Raw genomic sequence first — 16,513 nt, 5'->3', positions numbered from 1 at the left:
TACCTGTCCGGGAGGCGGAACTCTGCCACACCCCTGCGTCAGAAAAATGCTTGATTCATGTCCATCACTGTGTTTTGACTGTCTGGGTGTCCTTCACACCGCATGAGATCGAATCCCTGCGCGCGAAGTATCGGACCGAACGTGACAGGCGGATACGCCCGGACGGCGGAGGTCAGTACCGGCAGACGACAGGCGAGTTCGGCTACTACGCCACCGACCCCTGGACCGAGCGGGTGGAACGCGAGCCGGTGACCGACCGGGTCGACGCGACTGTCATCGGCGGCGGGTTCGGCGGGCTGCTCAGCGGTGCCCGGCTGCGGCAGGCCGGCCTTCAGGACCTCCGGATGGTCGACGAGGCGGGTGACTTCGGCGGCACCTGGTACTGGAACCGTTACCCCGGAATCCACTGCGACATCGAGGCGACGGTGTACATGCCGCTCCTCGAAGAGGTCGGATACGTCCCGAAATGGCGGTACGCGCCGGGCGACGAGATCCGGCAGCACGCCGTGGCCATCGCCAAACGGTTCGACCTCTACCAGCATGCGCTCTTCCACACCAAGGTGACCGAACTGCGGTGGGACGACGCCGCCGCCGAGTGGACCGTCACCACCGACCGCGGCGACGTGTTCCGCTCCCGCTACATCGTGCTGTCGTCCGGGCTGCTCACCCAGGCGAAGCTGCCGGGCATCCCGGGCATCGAGGAGTTCGGCGGGCACACCTTCCACACCAGCCGGTGGGATTACGCCTACACCGGCGGCGACCAGACCGGCGGACTGACCGGCCTCGCCGACAAGAAGGTCGCCGTCGTCGGCACCGGAGCGACCGCCATCCAGGTGGTGCCCCACCTCGGCCGTGACGCCGAACACCTCTACGTCTTCCAGCGCACCCCGTCGTCGGTCGACGTGCGTGACAACCGGCCCACCGACCAGGCGGTGCTCGACAATGTGCGGCCCGGCTGGCAGCGGGAACGGATGGACAACTTCCTCACCGTGGTGACCGGCGGGCACGCCGACACCGACCTGATCGACGACCGCTGGACCGCGACGGCGAAACTCCAGCGCACCTTCCTGGCCGGCACTCCGGCCGAGCTCACCGGGGAACAACTGGAGCTCGCCGACTTCGCCACCATGAACGGCATCCGTGCCCGCGTCGACGAGGTGGTCACCGACCCGGCCGTCGCTGAGATGCTCAAACCCTGGTACCGATACATGTGCAAACGGCCCACGTTCAGCGACGAGTACCTGCCGACCTTCAACCGGGCCAACGTGACGCTCGTCGACACCTCCGGGCACGGCGGCATCACCCGGATGACGGCCACCGGCATCGTCGTCGGCGACACCGAATACCCGGTGGACTGCGTGGTCTTCGCCACCGGATTCGAGGTCGGCATCTCCGGCATCCTGTCCGGGAACCTTCAGGTGTACGGGCGCGGCGGGAAACACATCTTCGAACACTGGGCGAATGGGTTCCGTACCCTGCACGGCTTTGCCTCTCATGGTTTCCCCAACCTGTTCCAGCTGGGCCCGGTCCACAACGCCAACGCCGTCAATTTCGTGCACATCCTTCACGAGCAGGCCATTCACATCAGCGCCGTGGTCGGCGAGGCGGAGAACCGGGGCGCCCGCCGGATCGAACCGACCCTCGAAGCCGAGGACGCGTGGGCCGCCACCATCGACGCGACCGCCACCGACAGCTACCGGTTCCAGAGCGAATGCACCCCCGGCTACTACAACAACGAGGGCAATCCGCTGCCGATGAGCTTCTCCTTCGGTCCCGGCCCGATCGCCTTCCACGAACTCCTGCGCACATGGCGCACCGACGGAAGTCTGGAGCAGGTGCTGTGGAACGACTGATCGCCGCCACCCCGCTGCGCGGCTCGAACGGAATCACCTTCGGCCCCGACGGGCGCCTCTGGGTCGCCGAATACCTGCCCGGCCGGATCAGCGCCGTCGACGTCACGACCGGCCGGGTCGACGTGATCGTCGCGCCCGACGGTCCGCTGCAATCACCGGACGACCTGGTCTTCGACGCCGACGGCAACCTGTGGATCACCGACGTCGCCCCCGGCCGGGTGTGGCGGCGCACCCCCGACGGCGAACTCACCATCGCCGCCGACAACATCCTCAATCCCAACGGCATCGCCGCCATCGGCAACCGGATCTTCGTCAACGAGATGGTCCCCGGCGGCCGCGTCCTCGAACTCACCGACACCGCGACTGCACCGACCGCGCCGGTTGATTCCGCGTCACCCCATGCCACGGCTGAACCTCGCGTCCTCGTCGAAGGCCTGATGCTGGGCAATGCCATGCAGGCCGGGCCGGACGGGAACCTCTACTACCCGCACATGTTCCCCGGCGAGGTCTACCGGATCAGCCCGGAACGTGGCGCCCCGACGCTGGTCGCCGAGGTCGCCCAGACGGTCGCGGTCCGCTTCGACCGCAACGGCGTCCTTTACGCGCTGTCGATCGACGAGGCCGGCACCATCACCCGCATCGACGGCGACCAGCGCACCGAGATCGCCACCGGCATCGCCGGCCTGGACAACGCCGCTTTCGACGCCGACAACCGGATGTACGTCTCCAGCTTCAGCAGCGCCGGAATCACCGAGGTCCGTCCCGACGGCAGCCTGCGCGAGGTGGTGCCACGCGGCCTGGCCGGCCCCTACGGCATCGCCGTCGACGCCACCGGCGAACTGCACATCGCCGACCACTACCGGCTCGACGGCGCCTTCCTGCCCTTCGCCCACGCGGTCACCGCCTCCGGCGACGACCTGCACTTCACCTCCCAATACGGCCAGGTCCTGACCCTCTCGCAGGCCAAGACCCGAACCCGGGCCGAAAACCTCGATCAACCCCAGGGCATCGCGGTACGCCCGGACGGCACCCTTCTCATCGCTGAGGCGGGCGCGGGCCGCGTGCTGTCGATAGCCCCTGACGACGTACTGTCCGTCGTAGCCGAGGGCCTGGGCCGCCCGGTCGACGTGGCGGTCGACGCCGACGGTCGCTGCTACATCTCCGACGAGGACCATGGCACCGTCTACCGCCTCGACGACGGCAAGCCGACGGTGATCGCCGACGGCCTGCACGCCCCGCAGGGCCTGGCGGTGACCGCCGACGGCCGGATCCTGGTCGTCGAAGCCGGCCGCCGACGCCTCGTCTTGGCCGCACCGCAGGTCAGCGTCCTGCTCGAAGACCTCCCGGTAGCCCCGCCCCGGCCGGTCCAGCCGGCCCTCCTGATCGAGGGCCTGCCTGGAGTCCCCCGCCAGTTCGCAGCCCTGGCCACCACACCCGACGGCGCCCTCCTGCTGGGCGCCTCAGCCGACGGCAGCATCCTCCACCTCCCTCTCCCTTGACGCACCTGTTACCGCCACCCGGCACAACTGCCGCCCACCCCGACGGCGGATGACAAGCCAACACCGCGACGCTCAGCGCCCACCCCCGGCCCGTCCATCAACCCGACACTCAGCGCCCACCCCGGCCCGTCCATCAACCCGATGCTCAGCGCCCACCCCGGCCTGTCCATCAACCCGACGCCAAGCGCCCGGCCCGGTGTACTCGGCGCACCACCCGGTCAGGCCGGCGTCGATCGTTCAGTCGACGTCGGACGTCCGACTGGCGTCGAGCATTCAGCCGGCGACCAGGCGGAGTGGGGAGATCCGGCGCAGCGCCTCGGCGCTACGCTCGTCGGCTGGGAGGTAGACCAACAGCCGCATGCCCTGGTCACCGGGGAGCACCATGACCTCATAGGCCAGGCGCAGACCGCCCGCCTCGGGATGCTCGAGGCGCAGCATGCCGTGGGACCGGGGAAGGCCGGGCACTCGCTCGGCACGGTCCGTGAACTCCGCCCCCGCCAGCGCCGTCAGCTCGCCGGCGAACTCCGGGCGGGCCGGACCGTCCTTCAGCGCCGCGACCTGCTCGTCGGCCACATGCGCCCAGTCCGGAAAGGCCGCCCGGGAGCGCGGATCGGCGAACACATACCGGTTCACATTCGGCGGATCGCCGTCCAGCAACCCGATCGGCCCGGCCAGGCGCCGCATGCCCGCCGTGCACGCCAGCACATCACCGACCTGATTGACCAGCATCGCCGCGGCCGGCTCCAGCTGGTCCAGCATCGCCCGCAGGCCTGGCCGCACACTCCGGCCCGGATCCGTGACCAGCCGGCCACAGGTCACCGTCGACACTCTGGTCAGCCGATACAGATGGGCGCGCTCCGCCGCGGTCAACCGCAACGGGCCGGCCAGCGCGGCCAGGACCTGCGGTGACGGGCGCCGGTCACGCCCCTGCTCGAGCCGCGTCAGATACTCCACGCTGATCCCGGCGAGCAACGCCACCTCGGCTCGGCGCAGACCCGGCGTGCGCCGCCGGTCGCCCGATGGCAACCCGACCTCGGCGGGCGTCACCTCAGCCCGCCGGGCCCGGAGGAAACCGCCCAGCTCGTTGTCGCTCATGCAACGAATCTAGCCACGTCCGGAGCCGGGAGGGTGGCCCTGCCACTACTACCCTGCCCACTCCTATCCCTGCCACTACCAGCCTGGACACGGCCTCCCTATCGCCCGTCGGCCGCGCCAGAGTCGAGGCGAACCGACGAAAGGTGAGTCTCGACATGGCTCCGAAAGTGGTAGTGGTGGGCGGCGGCTACGCCGGCATCGTGGTCTCCCGGGCCCTCGACGACATCGCGGAGGTGACACTGGTGGAGCCGAAGGAGATGTTCGTACACCATGTCGCCCATCTGCGGGCGGTCGCCGATCCCACCTGGATCAACAAGATCTTCTTCCCGTTCGACGGCCTGCTGGCCCGCGGCCGGATCGTCCGGGACTTCGCGACCGAGGTCCGGCCCGATGCCGTCGAGCTCGCCTCCGGCGCCCGGCTGGACGCCGACTTCGTCGTGCTGGCCACGGGCTCGACCGGCCCGTTCCCGGCACGCCTCGCCGCCACCAGCCGCGACGCGGCAGCCGAGCAGATGCACCAGCTCCACGCGTCGCTGGCACGATCGGCCGGGGTGCTGCTGCTCGGCGCCGGCGCGATCGGCCTGGAGTTCGCCGGTGAGATCGCCGCTGCCTGGCCCGGCAAGCCGGTGACGGTCATCGACCCGGCGCCCGACCTGCTGGGTGGCCGGTTCACCGGAGAGATGCGCGCCGAGTTGACCCGGCAGCTCGACGAAATGGGCGTTCGGACTCTTCTCGGTACGAAACTCGACGCTCTGCCTGACACCCCGGCTGGCTCGGTCCACCCGTTCACAGCGACCACCAGCGCCGGCGAGACGATCGCCGCCGACCTCTGGTTCTCCTGCTACGGCTCGACGGTGCCCGGCGACCACCTCGGCGCGAGCTTGGCCGCGGCCCGCCAGCCGGACGGCCGGTTGCCGGTGACCGAGCACCTACAGGTGACCGGCCACGACAGGGTGTTCGCGGTCGGGGATGTCAACGACACCCCGGAGCTGAAGACCGGACGCGCGGCTGGACGCCAGGCCGAGGTCGCCGCCGCAAACATCCGCGCTCTGATCGGGGATGGTCCGCTGACCGCGTACGAGCCGTTCGCCGACGGCATGATCCTGACTCTCGGCCCGTCCGGTGGCGCAGGTTACGCCCCCGAGTTCGGCTTCTTCAACGCCGAAGCGGCCGCCCAGTTCAAGGCTACCTTCCTGCTCGACCACTACCGAGCCCTGCTCGGTGCCGATCAAGGGCTCGGCGCCGACTAGGTCAGCGCGCCACGGCGCGTGAGCACCGAGGCCCAAGACGGCCGTGGAGCACGCGGCAGACATCGTCGGTCGGCAGCGGCCAGGCCGGCCCCGGTAAATGGCAAGCAATTCGGAAGATCCGGCGGCGCTCCGGGAGGTCCGGCGGCACTCCGGGAGGTCCGGCAGCGCTCCGGGAGGTCCGGCAGCACTCCGGGAGGTCCGGCAGCACTCCGGGAGGCCGAACGGCGTTCGGGGAGGTCAGGCCGCGTTGAGGAAGGTCAGTACGGCCATTACCCGGCGGTTGTCGTCGTCGGAGGGCGGGAGGTCCAGCTTGGTGAAGATGGCGGCGATGTGTTTGCTGACCGCGCTGTCGCTGAGGAAGAGGCGCTGGGCGATGGCCGCGTTGGAACGGCCCTGCGCCATCAGTTCGAGGACCTCGCGTTCGCGTGGGGTCAGGCGGGACAGCGGGGTCGCGGCACCCCCGGCGGTCAGCAGCTTGGCGATGACCTGGGGGTCCATGGCGGTGCCGCCGCCCGCTACCCGGCGGACCGCGTCGGCGAACTGGTCGCCGTTGAGCACGCGGTCCTTGAGGAGGTAGCCGACCGCTCCGGCGCCGTCGGCCAGGAGTTCGCGGGCGTAGAGCTGTTCGACGTGGGCGGACAGCACGAGGATCGGGAGGCCGGGAGTGGCACGACGGGCTTCGAGGGCGATCTGCAGGCCCTCGTCGGTGAAGGTGGGCGGCAGGCGCACGTCGACCACTGCCACGTCGGGGCGGTGGCTGATGAGGGCGTCGCGGAGGGAGGGGCCGTCGGCGACCGCGGCGGTGATGGTGAACCCGTGGCTCTCCAGGAGCAGGGCCAAGCCGTCTCTCAGGAGGTGGAGGTCTTCGGCGATGACAACGCGCACGGCACCTCCATGATCACTACGGTGGGGCCGCCGGCGGGGCTGTGCAGGGTCACGGTGCCGTCGAAAGCGCCGAGCCGCCGCATGATGCCGAGCAGGCCGGTGCCGGCGGACGGGTCCGCGCCGCCGGGGCCGTCGTCGGTGACCACCATACGCAGCAGGCCGTCCTGGTGCCGGAGGGTGAGCGTGACGGTGGAGGCGACGCGGGCGGCGTTGGCGAGGGTTTCGCAGACGGCGAAGTAGACGGCCGACTCGACGGCAGGTTCGAGGCGGCCGGGAAGGTCGGTGTCGACAGTGACCGGAAGCGGGGTGTCCAGGGCGATGGCGCGGACGGCGTCGGTGAGGCCACGTTCGGCGAGGACCGGTGGGTGGATGCCGCGAACCAGGTCGCGGAGTTCAGCCAGGGCGGTCGCGGACGTCTCCTGGGCCTGGGTGAGCAGTTCCCGCGCCCGGACCGGGTCGGTCTCCAAGAGGCGGGCGACCGCGCCGAGACCGAGGCCGACGGCGACCAGCCGGGCCTGTGCGCCGTCGTGGAGGTCGCGTTCGATCCGTCGCAATTCGGCGGCGGCCGCGTCCGCGGTGTCGGCGCGGCTGGAGTTGAGCTGTTCCACGCGCCCGGCGAGGACGTCATGGCTGCTGTTCAGCTCGTCGACCTGACCGGCGAGAAGGGAGCGGCTGGCACTCAACTCGTCGACCTGGATGGCCAGGTGGGATTGGGTGGTGTTCAGGTGGGAGACCTCGGCGGCGAGGAGGGTGGCGGCGGTCGGGCTCAGCAGGAGGGCGTCCCACCAGGTGCGGGCCCGGGTCAGCGGGACGGCCAGGGCCAGTCCGAGCAGGGTCAGGGCCAGGCCCAGCAGCAGGCTGGTCCAGCCGGGGATCCAGGTGGGTACGGCGCCGGCGTATTCGAGGGCGTACCACAGGTAGAACGGGGTGATCCAGTAACCGGTGAACAGGCCGATCGGCACCGCCCACGGCGCCCAGGTGAGGGGCTGCAGGACGAGCCCGAAGAAACCGGCGGAGATCAGGATCGCGGGCAGCAGGCTCAGCGGGGCCCACAGCAGGGCGCCCCACGCCCACAGTTGATCGCGCCAGGTCGCCGGATCGTGGCTGACCCAGCGGTGGCGCTGGAGGCCGGCGGCGATGTCGGGTTCGGTGTAGAGAGTTCGGCCGACCCGGTAGGTGCCGTCCTCGCCGGGGGCCGGTGGGGTCGGCAGCGGGCGGTACGGGCTGGGCAGGGATACACCGGTCCAGCGATGTGCCTGACGACGGTAGATCTCGGTCATGGGACGGGTCTGGGTGGTGATCATCAGGAGCAGCCCGCCCCACGACGGGATGACGGTGACGAGGGTCAGCAGGGCCGCGCCGAAGGCGGCCAGATGGAGGCCGGCGAGGCCGGCGAGCCGCCAGCCGGCGGTCCAGGCGCGGCTGATCCGGCCGCGACGGGGCTGGTGGCGGCGTTCTCGGAGGAGGTAACGGGTGGATTGGCCGAACCACCGCAGGGAAGTCGGGGCGATCAGCAACGCCGTGGTGATCGCCACGCCGGCCGGAAGCCATCCCCATGGCCCGGCGCGCAGCGCCAGAAGGCCGAAGGTGATCAGTGCGGGCGGCAACAGCAGCGGAACGGCGCTGGTGAAAGGGGCGAGGGTGAGCCATCGCCATTCGACGGCCACGAGCGGGTCGTCGCCGTAGTGATCGAATTTGGACATCCAGCGGGCGGTTCGAGGGGATCGGTAGAGCGTCGCGCCGTGCAGGTACCAGCCGTCGGCACGGCGTTGCGGGAGGGGCAGCGGCGTTCGCGGGACGTCCGGCACATCGACGCCGGCCCAGCGACGGACGAGCCGCCTCCCGAGCGCGGCGAGTCGCTGCTGTCCGGCGACTGCCGCGGGAAACGGCACAACGAGGGTCACGGAGATCAACATCAGGAGGGAGTACGCGAAGCCGGCGGCCGTGAGCAGCAGAAGGAGCCCGCACCGGAGCGCGGCGAGCGGAAGCCGGGTCACCGGCCGCATCTTCGCCGCAGCGGGTGGGTGGCTCGGCGTGAGACGGAGGTTTGAGGTGGCGGGGGTGTGACGGGTCATGAGCCGAGTCTTCGCTGCGGCGACCGGCAGCACATGGCAGCAGGGTACCGAGCACGGTGGAGGTAAGTGCACCTTGATCGGGCAATTTGTCCTATATGCTCGCTTTTAGCAGCTACTGCGGGTTTGGATTCTTACATGCGATACATCGTTCACGAGGCGCCACTGCGCCGGGCCCCGTCGAATATCACCGCCATGATCGACCTGGAGCCGTTCGGGCTGCCCGGTGAGATGGAGCAGGTCTGGATCACCCCGCCGTCCGGCACCACTGCGGCGATGGCGTGTGTTCCGTTTCGTGCCTACGGGCTGGCGCTCAACGATGTCGTCGGGCTGGACACTCACCGGCGGCGGGTCCGGCGGTTGCTCCGGTCGTCCGGTCACCAGGCATTCCGGCTGCACTTCTCCAAGTGTTCCGAGGAGGACGCGGCAATGCTCCGGGCCGGAGTCGAGGAGACCATCGAGCGGATGGGACTGGGTTGTGAATGGAGCGGGGATCGGCATGTGGTGATCGACGTGCCGCCGGGTGTCGAGCTCGACCCGCTGGAGCCGGTGATCCGCGACTTCGTCGATACCGGCCGCGCATCCTGGGAATGGAGTCATGTCGAGGCCTTTCGGATCTAGGAGCAGCTGATGGCGATCACCGCGTTCGTCCGTGAGTGGCATGACGACGAGGGCTGGGGTGTGCTCGATTCCACCGAGACACCGGGTGGGTGCTGGGCGCATCGCAGCAACGCCGCGGTCCGTGGTTATGCGACGTTCACCGCCGGTCAGGAGGTCCGGGTCGAGTTCGAGGCCGCCGGGCAGGACGGTTACGCCTTCCGGGCGTTCCGGTTCTGGCCGGCCGACCAGACACCGGACCGCCCCGCCGCCGAACCCGCCGGCCCGGCGAAATGGCCACAGACCTGACAGCGAATCGCCCACCCCGAACGCCTGAATAGCCACCGAAGCCGGAAACGACGACGGCGGCGGGGACTGCGGCGGCAACGGGGACAGCGGCGGCAACGACGACAGGGACGGCGGCGGCAACGGGGACAGCGACGGGGACTGCGGCGGCAACGACGGCAGCGACGGCAGCGACAGAAACGGCGGCGGTCACCGCCGGAGGCTGAACAGCATCTGCAACGGGTTGCGACGCAGGCCGCCGGGCATCCGAGTCGCGTGCCGGTCGGCCGGATCCACCTCGGACAGCCGGGCCTGGAGCCGTTCGGTGACCCAGGGGCCGCCGGTCCACAGCAGGCCGCCGGCGATCTGAGTCCCGTTGACGGATCGACGGACCAATCGGCTGTACGCGGGACCGAACCAGCACCAGGACGGAGGCTTCGGGGACAGTCCCAGCCATTCGCCGAGCGGGGCCAGAAACGGCTGTTCGTCCGGGGCGCCGCCCCACAGCCGGCCATCGTCGAGGGTCTGGCCGTTGACCGACGCGGACACGTAGACCATGCCGGGATGGGTCAGGGCCAACGCGAACCGCCGCACCCGGTCGTCATCCGGTTTCAGTGCCACGTCCAGACTGTGTGCGACGGTCGGGCCGAAGTACCGGGCCTTGCGGGCCGACAGCGATGCCGAGTAGACCGGCGCGGTCCCGGCCAGGAAGAACAAGCCCTCGGCCTGCTGGTGACCGCGGCGGAACCCGTCGCCACCGTCCCGGTCGAAGCGTCCGCGCAGCGGCTCGACGTCGCCGAATCGGCGAGGCATCGCCTCGGGCAGGTGTTCGCGTGCGGCGTCGAGCCACCGGGTGACGATGTCCGGGGATCGGGCGGCACGCTCATACCAGCGCACCGTGAGCACGTCGACCTTGCGTTCCGCCACGCCCCTTCCTACCAGAACTCCTCGAAACGCTGCCCGCAACCGGCCTCCGCCGCCTCCTCGGTGGCGCGGCAGGACGAACACCTCCCGACGCGCCCGGCAGGACGAACACCCCGACGCGTGCAGCACGGCGAAGACCTCCCGACGCGCACGGCAGCGCGAACACACCCGACGCGCGCGGCAGGACGAACACCTCCCGACGCGTGCAGCACGGCGAAGACCTCCCGACGCGCACGGCAGCGCAAATACATCCCGACGCGCGCGGCAGCACACCCGAGCCCGGGGATGGACGTCGATATCACCACGCAGAGGGCCGAACCGATATGCCGCATTAATCGACGTTTCTCGATATGAAGGGAGGGTCCACACCCCCGTTCCCCCCGGAGGAAGCCATGCTGATCCGCAAGATCGCGGCAGCCGTCTTCGCGGTTCTCGCCCTCGGCGGCGTCCAGGCGGTCACCGCCGCCCCCGCCACCGCGGCGCCCCGCATCCTGTACTACGACGCCAGCCAGGCCCAGGAGTTCAAAGCCGTCGTCGACCAGGGCGCCCAGATCTGGAACAACAGCGTCGCCAACGTGCGCCTGCAACCCGTTCCGGCCGGCCGCACGCCGAACATCCGGATCTACGCCGACAACGGCTGGCCGCGCACCTACTCCAGCTCGCTCGGCAACGGCTACTGGTACATGGGCCGCCAGGCGGTCAACCAGGGCTACAACCCGCCGCGGATCTCGGCACACGAATTCGGCCACATCCTGGGTCTGCCGGACCGCCGCACCGGGCTGTGCGCCGACCTGATGTCCGGCAGCAGCGCCCCGGTGAGCTGCACCAACGCGAACCCGAACGCCACCGAGGCACGCACCGTGAACAACAACTTCGCGAGCGCCGCGGTCGCCGTACAGCCGCAGGTCTTTGCTTGGAAGTAAGAAAACGGCCCGGCGGCGACATGCCGCCGGGCCGTCCCATGACGGTCTCAGACCGCCGGAGCGTCCCAGAAGACATAGATCGAGCCGTACGGTACGGACGCCTTCTCCCCGGCGACGCAGCTGCCGGTCGGGGCGACCCCGCCGGACGTGCGCAGCCGGTTGATGTAGTCGGCCCGGCTGAGCACGCCCTTGCCGGAGTGGGTCTCGACCTTGAGCAGCAGCTCCGGGATCGCGCCCTCGACGTTCGACCCGTTCACCCGCGAGGCGGTGACCAGCGAGCCGTCCCGCACCGACTGCCAGCTCGGGCCGCCGAAGTGGTGGATGCGCCCGCCGGTGCCGATGAGCTGCGCCTCCGGAACCGACGGGGTGCCGGTGAACACGCCTGTCGCCGCGCCGGCCGGCACCGCACAGGTGTAGGTCTGGGTGCCGCTGACGACGACGTACGCGCCGACCAGCTTGGAACCGGCCGGCGGCCGGATCTCCTTGGCGATCAGCGGAACCCCGATCTGGCGGGCGCTGGTCTCGACGGAGTCGGTGTGCACGCCGGCCAGCGCCGGGCTCGCGACGGTGGCGGCGCCGATCGCCGCGGCGATCGCGACAGCACTGATCCGGGAACGAGTGGTGAGCATGACTTTCCCCTGCCTGCTCGAAAACGTATGAGGCGGCGGCGAGCGGAAGCGGCTCGCCGTCCGCGACAGAACACGGATCACGGCCCGTGACGGTTCGAAGCAGTTGGGGAACTGTCCGTTTGTTTACTCGGCAAGAGGAGAACGGACGCGACCGGCCACCGAGCCGAGCCCGATCACCGAGCCGCCCGGCCCTGGCGCGGTCGCGCTGATCACCACCTCGTCGCCGTCGGCGAGGAAGGTCCGCTCCGAGCCGTCGGCCAGGCGCAACGGCTTCGTGCCGTTCCAGGAGAGCTCGATGAGACAGCCGGGCGAGCCGCCGCTGATCGTGCCGGAGGCGAACAGGTCACCGGTCCGCAGCGAGGCGCCGTTGGCGGTCATGTGCGCGAGCATCTGCGCGCCGGTCCAGTACATGCCGGCGAACGACGGCTGCGACACGACGTGCCCGTTGAGCCGGATCTCCAGGCGGATGTCGAAGCCCCACGGCTGGGCCTTCTCGTCGTCGAGGTACGGCAGCAGCGGCACGGTCCGTTCCGGCGGGCCGACCCGGGCGTGGTCGAGGGCGGCCAGCGGCAGGATCCACGGCGAGATCGAGGTGGCGAAGCTCTTGCCCAGGAACGGGCCGAGCGGGACGTACTCCCAGGCCTGGATGTCGCGGGCGGACCAGTCGTTGACCAGGCACACCCCGAACACGTGCCGGTCGAAGGCGCCGAGCTCGACCGGTTCGCCGAGGGTCGATCCGGCGCCGACGACGTAACCGAGTTCGGCCTCGATGTCGAGCCGCCGGGACGGCCCGAAGGTGATCTCGCCGTCCGGGCTGCGGCGCTGGCCGCTCGGCCGGGTGATGTCGGTTCCGGACACAACCACGGTGCCGGCCCGGCCGTGGTAGCCGATCGGCAGGTGTTTCCAGTTCGGGGTGAGCGGCGCCTGGTCGGGCCGGAACATCCGGCCCAGGTTGGTGGCGTGTTCCTCGGAGGCGTAGAAGTCGACGTAGTCGGCGACCGTGAACGGCAGGTGCATGATCGCGTCGTCGCGGACCACGAGATGCGAGCGGTGCACCTCGTCGGTGACCCAGGTGGTCAGCAGTCCACGCAGCTCGGCCCAGACCTCCGGCCCGGCGGCGAGCAGCGCGTCCAGCGACGGCCCGGCGACCGCGCCGGCCAGCGACGGAGCCAGCCGGCGGACCGTCGCGGGCAGGTCGATGACCAGGTCACCGATCGCGACACCGGTCCGCGGGTGCGGGTCGGCGGGAGTGCTGAACACCCCGTAGGGCAGGGCGGCGACGCCGAACGGGTGGCCGGACGGGATGTCGAGCCAGGTCACAGCGTTGCCTCCGAGATGAGTCGGTAGCGTCGCAGGCCGGCCACCGGCTCACTGACGCTGCACGTGCCGAAGCTGATGAAATGGTGCCGGACCGCCTTGGCCAGCACCTCGTCGATGCTGGCGACCGCGGCCGCGACCCGGTCGCCGTCCTGGTCGACGAGCGCCCGCTCGATCTCGTAACCCTGGAGGGCGCGTGCCGTCGCGAGCAGCACGTTGAGGAAGCCGTGATGTTCAAAACCGGTCACCGGGTCGCGATGACGGATCGGGTCGTGCAGGCCGGCGGTCAGTTTGAACGCGAGACCGCCGCGCACCGCCGCCCAGATCGCGCCGGCCAGCTCGGCCTCGCTCGGGAACGCGTCCGCGCGTACCCCACCGGTCCTGATCTTCAATCGCAGGCCGGCGTCGCGCAAGGCCGCGACGCGCGTCGCGGTCACTTCCTTACAACCAATTTCGTTGTACGCCGTACGCGTGCCGCCTGCAGAAAGGCCCGGTCCTTCCACCGCGATCACGTCGAGTTCCGGCGCGGACGGCAGCTCGTCGACGGGCCCTGGCAGCACGAGCGACACCCTGATCACCGCACCGCCAGAAGCCGAAGCCGCCAGCTCGTCGAACCGTGCCAGTGAGCACACGAACGGCCCGACCAGCGGCGACCCCTGCCGGGCCCGATGGGCGGCAACCGCCTCGCCCATCGGCAGGTTGCCCGGCGGGAAGATCGCCGCGTCGTCGAACAGCCCCGCGAACAGGGCGTTCACGAGTTCCGCGCCCAGGTCCAGGCGTAGACGCCGTCGTCGCAGAGCCGGCCGGCCTCACCGAGCCCGAGCGGCCGGAACGTGTCGACCATGACCGCCAGCTCGTCGAACCGTTCCGCGCCGAGGCTGCCCTGGATGGCGCCCGGCTGCGGCCCGTGCGAGTGCCCGCCCGGGTGCAGCGACACCGATCCGACGTTGATCCCGGACCCCTTACGCGCCTCGTAGTCACCGCCGACGTAGAACATGACCTCGTCGCTGTCGACGTTCGAGTGGTAGTAGGGCACCGGCACGGCGAGCGGGTGGTAGTCGACCTTGCGCGGCACGAAGTTGCAGATCACGAAGTTGTTGCCCTCGAAGACCTGGTGCACCGGCGGCGGCTGGTGGACCCGGCCGGTGATCGGCTCGAAGTCGGCGATGTTGAACGCGTAGGGGTACAGGCATCCGTCCCACCCGACCACGTCGAACGGGTGGTGCGGCAGGACGTGCACGGTCCCGGCGAGCCCGGCCGGCCCGTCGCCCCGATGCTTGATGTAGACCTCGACGTTCTCCCCCTCGACCACATGAGGAGCATCGGGAGTACGCAGATCGCGTTCGCAGTACGGCGAGTGCTCGAGGAACTGGCCGTACCGGGAGAGGTAACGCTTCGGCGGCGCGATGTGGCTGTTCGCCTCGATCGTGTAGAGCCGCAGCGGCCCGTCCCCGGACGGCGCCCACCGGTGCGTGGTGGCCCGCGGCAGGATCACGTAGTCGCCGGGTCCCACCGTCAGGTCACCGAAGACCGTCTCGACCGTGCCGGTGCCGGCCTCGACGTAGACGCACTCGTCCCCGGTGGCGTTGCGGTACAGCGGCGAGGCGGTGCCGGCCACCACGTACCCGATCCGCACGTCGGCGTTGCCGAGGACCAGCCGCCGGTCCCGGACCGCGTCGCAGGACTTCCATTCCTCGCCGTCGAAGAGCTCGTGCAGGCGCAGGTGCCGGGGCAGCAGCGGCTGGTTCGACTCGGTCGCCTGGTCGGGCAGCTGCCAGATGCGGGCGCCGGCGACCGCCGACGGCACGTGCCGGTGATAGAGCAGCGACGAGTCGGAGGAGAAGCCCTCCTCCCCCATCAGCTCCTCGTAGTACAGCTTCCCGTCGGGGTCACGGTGCTGGGTGTGCCGTTTGGCCGGCACATTGCCCATCTTTTGATAGTGCGCCATCAGAAGTTCCCGCGTTTCGCCTGCTCCCGTTCGATGGCCTCGAACAGGGCCTTGAAGTTGCCCTTGCCGAACCCGAGCGACCCGTGCCGCTCGATCAGCTCGAAGAACACGGTAGGCCGGTCACCGGTCGGCTTGGTGAAGATCTGCAGCAGATAGCCGTCCTCGTCCCGGTCGACCAGGATGCCGCGCTTCTGCAGCTCCTCGATCGGCACCCGCACCTCGCCGATCCGCGCCCGCAGTTCCGGGTCCTCGTAGTACGAGGTCGGCGTCGCGAGGAACTCGACACCCTCCTCGACCAGGGCGTCCACCGCGCGCAGGATGTCGTTGGTGGCCAGCGCCAGGTGCTGCGCGCCGGGCCCGCGGTAGAACTCCAGGTACTCGTCGATCTGCGACTTCTTCTTGCCGATGGCCGGCTCGTTCAGCGGGAACTTGACCCGGTGGTTGCCCGACGCCACCACCTTCGACATCAGCGCCGAGTAGTCGGTGGCGATGTCGTCGCCGATGAACTCGGCCATGTTCGTGAAGCCCATGACCCGGTTGTAGAAGTCCACCCACTCGTCCATGGCGCCCAGCTCGACGTTGCCGACGATGTGGTCGAGAGCCTGGAAGATCCGCTTCGGCGCCCCGGGCCGCTTCCGGTGCGTCGTGGTCCGGGCGACATAACCGGGGAGGTACGGGCCGGCGTAGTGCGCCCGGCTGACCAGCGTGTGGCGGGTGTCCCCGTAGGCCGCGATGGCCGCGATCCGGACCGTGCCGTGCTCGTCGGAGACGTCGTGCGGCTCCTCGAGGATGGTGGCGCCCTGCGCGCGGGCGTGCTCGATGCACTTGTCCACGTCCGGGACGGTGAGGGCGATGTCGGTGATCCCGTCGCCGTGCACCGCGTGGTGGGCGATCACCGGGCTGGCCGGGTCGACGCCCCCGTTGATCACGAACCGGATCGCGCCGCTCTTCAGCACGTACGACATGTGGTCACGGTTGCCGTTCTCCGGACCGGAGTAGGCGATCAGCTCCATCCCGAAGGCGGACTGGAAGAAGTGCGCGGTCTGGGTGGCGTTGCCGACCGCCCACACGATCGCGTCCCACCCGGTCACCGGGAACGGGTCGCCGGCGGAGTCGTACTCGACCAGCCCCACCAGCTGCTTGAGCGTGTCGAGGTCGAGTTCCGCGAGGCGTTCCTCGTTGGTCAGCGTGTCGTTGACGGACATCCGCGCTCCCTTCAGCGGCTGGCTCTGCCCA

General features: G+C 70.0%; 15 protein-coding genes. 6 read left to right on the top strand and 9 right to left on the bottom strand.

What is annotated here, in order from left to right; translation table 11 throughout:
- Positions 1 to 86 precede the first annotated feature (86 nt).
- Both AB0E94_RS19835 and AB0E94_RS19830 read left to right on the top strand, forming a co-directional pair.
- Positions 87 to 1,853, top strand: coding sequence for an NAD(P)/FAD-dependent oxidoreductase (locus tag AB0E94_RS19835; RefSeq protein ID WP_360328173.1), 1,767 nt, complete (start codon positions 87 to 89; stop codon positions 1,851 to 1,853).
- Positions 1,841 to 3,352: an SMP-30/gluconolactonase/LRE family protein gene (locus tag AB0E94_RS19830; RefSeq protein WP_360328171.1), complete on the top strand. Its 1,512-nt coding sequence runs from the start codon at positions 1,841 to 1,843 to the stop codon at positions 3,350 to 3,352. The genes AB0E94_RS19835 and AB0E94_RS19830 overlap by 13 nt, the downstream gene beginning before the upstream one ends.
- A 273-nt stretch (positions 3,353 to 3,625) precedes the next feature.
- Here AB0E94_RS19830 and AB0E94_RS19825 read toward each other — a convergent pair whose 3' ends face one another.
- Complete coding sequence (locus AB0E94_RS19825; RefSeq protein ID WP_360328169.1) at positions 3,626 to 4,447, bottom strand: helix-turn-helix transcriptional regulator; 822 nt, start codon at positions 4,445 to 4,447, stop codon at positions 3,626 to 3,628.
- A 155-nt stretch (positions 4,448 to 4,602) separates the two neighbouring features.
- Here AB0E94_RS19825 and AB0E94_RS19820 point away from each other — a divergent pair, with 155 nt between their 5' ends.
- Positions 4,603 to 5,697, top strand: a complete 1,095-nt coding sequence (locus AB0E94_RS19820; RefSeq protein ID WP_360328167.1) for an FAD-dependent oxidoreductase — start codon at positions 4,603 to 4,605, stop codon at positions 5,695 to 5,697.
- Positions 5,698 to 5,934: 237 nt separating this feature from the next.
- Here AB0E94_RS19820 and AB0E94_RS19815 read toward each other — a convergent pair whose 3' ends face one another.
- Positions 5,935 to 6,582 carry a response regulator transcription factor gene (locus tag AB0E94_RS19815; protein ID WP_360328165.1) on the bottom strand — a complete coding sequence of 216 codons (648 nt, stop codon included), beginning with the start codon at positions 6,580 to 6,582 and terminating at the stop codon, positions 5,935 to 5,937.
- The gene (locus tag AB0E94_RS19810; protein WP_360328163.1) at positions 6,546 to 8,579 is read right to left on the bottom strand and encodes a histidine kinase; all 2,034 of its coding nucleotides are present in this window, start codon (positions 8,577 to 8,579) and stop codon (positions 6,546 to 6,548) included. The genes AB0E94_RS19815 and AB0E94_RS19810 overlap by 37 nt, the downstream gene beginning before the upstream one ends.
- Positions 8,580 to 8,792: 213 nt before the next feature.
- Here AB0E94_RS19810 and AB0E94_RS19805 point away from each other — a divergent pair, with 213 nt between their 5' ends.
- Both AB0E94_RS19805 and AB0E94_RS19800 read left to right on the top strand, forming a co-directional pair.
- Positions 8,793 to 9,275 (top strand): DUF4265 domain-containing protein, encoded by a 483-nt coding sequence (locus AB0E94_RS19805; protein ID WP_360328161.1) that lies wholly within the window; start codon positions 8,793 to 8,795, stop codon positions 9,273 to 9,275.
- 9 nt (positions 9,276 to 9,284) lie between these two features.
- Positions 9,285 to 9,560 (top strand): cold shock domain-containing protein, encoded by a 276-nt coding sequence (locus AB0E94_RS19800; RefSeq protein ID WP_360328159.1) that lies wholly within the window; start codon positions 9,285 to 9,287, stop codon positions 9,558 to 9,560.
- Between the two features lie 186 nt (positions 9,561 to 9,746).
- On the opposite strand, the gene AB0E94_RS19795 is transcribed toward AB0E94_RS19800, so the two are convergent.
- On the bottom strand, positions 9,747 to 10,463 hold the full coding sequence (locus AB0E94_RS19795) for a hypothetical protein (RefSeq protein WP_360328157.1): 717 nt from the start codon (positions 10,461 to 10,463) through the stop codon (positions 9,747 to 9,749).
- 389 nt (positions 10,464 to 10,852) lie between these two features.
- Here AB0E94_RS19795 and AB0E94_RS19790 point away from each other — a divergent pair, with 389 nt between their 5' ends.
- Positions 10,853 to 11,383 (top strand): snapalysin family zinc-dependent metalloprotease, encoded by a 531-nt coding sequence (locus tag AB0E94_RS19790; RefSeq protein ID WP_360328155.1) that lies wholly within the window; start codon positions 10,853 to 10,855, stop codon positions 11,381 to 11,383.
- A gap of 47 nt (positions 11,384 to 11,430) precedes the next feature.
- Here AB0E94_RS19790 and AB0E94_RS19785 read toward each other — a convergent pair whose 3' ends face one another.
- The 5 genes from AB0E94_RS19785 to hppD form a co-directional block, all read right to left on the bottom strand.
- Positions 11,431 to 12,012 (bottom strand): DUF3455 domain-containing protein, encoded by a 582-nt coding sequence (locus tag AB0E94_RS19785; protein WP_360328153.1) that lies wholly within the window; start codon positions 12,010 to 12,012, stop codon positions 11,431 to 11,433.
- Positions 12,013 to 12,135: 123 nt separating this feature from the next.
- Positions 12,136 to 13,332, bottom strand: a complete 1,197-nt coding sequence (gene fahA / locus AB0E94_RS19780) for a fumarylacetoacetase (RefSeq protein WP_360328151.1) — start codon at positions 13,330 to 13,332, stop codon at positions 12,136 to 12,138.
- The gene (locus tag AB0E94_RS19775) at positions 13,329 to 14,084 is read right to left on the bottom strand and encodes a hypothetical protein (RefSeq protein WP_360328149.1); all 756 of its coding nucleotides are present in this window, start codon (positions 14,082 to 14,084) and stop codon (positions 13,329 to 13,331) included. Before AB0E94_RS19775 ends, fahA begins: the two co-directional genes overlap by 4 nt.
- Positions 14,081 to 15,277 carry a cupin domain-containing protein gene (locus AB0E94_RS19770; RefSeq protein ID WP_360328147.1) on the bottom strand — a complete coding sequence of 399 codons (1,197 nt, stop codon included), beginning with the start codon at positions 15,275 to 15,277 and terminating at the stop codon, positions 14,081 to 14,083. The genes AB0E94_RS19775 and AB0E94_RS19770 overlap by 4 nt, the downstream gene beginning before the upstream one ends.
- Positions 15,277 to 16,482: a 4-hydroxyphenylpyruvate dioxygenase gene (gene hppD, locus AB0E94_RS19765; RefSeq protein ID WP_360328145.1), complete on the bottom strand. Its 1,206-nt coding sequence runs from the start codon at positions 16,480 to 16,482 to the stop codon at positions 15,277 to 15,279. The genes AB0E94_RS19770 and hppD overlap by 1 nt, the downstream gene beginning before the upstream one ends.
- Between the last annotated feature and the right edge of the window lie 31 nt (positions 16,483 to 16,513).

Origin of the sequence: Actinoplanes sp. NPDC026670 (assembly GCF_040638175.1) — a bacterium.
Lineage (GTDB): Bacteria > Actinomycetota > Actinomycetes > Mycobacteriales > Micromonosporaceae > Actinoplanes.
This window is presented reverse-complemented; position numbering and strand designations above follow the sequence as displayed.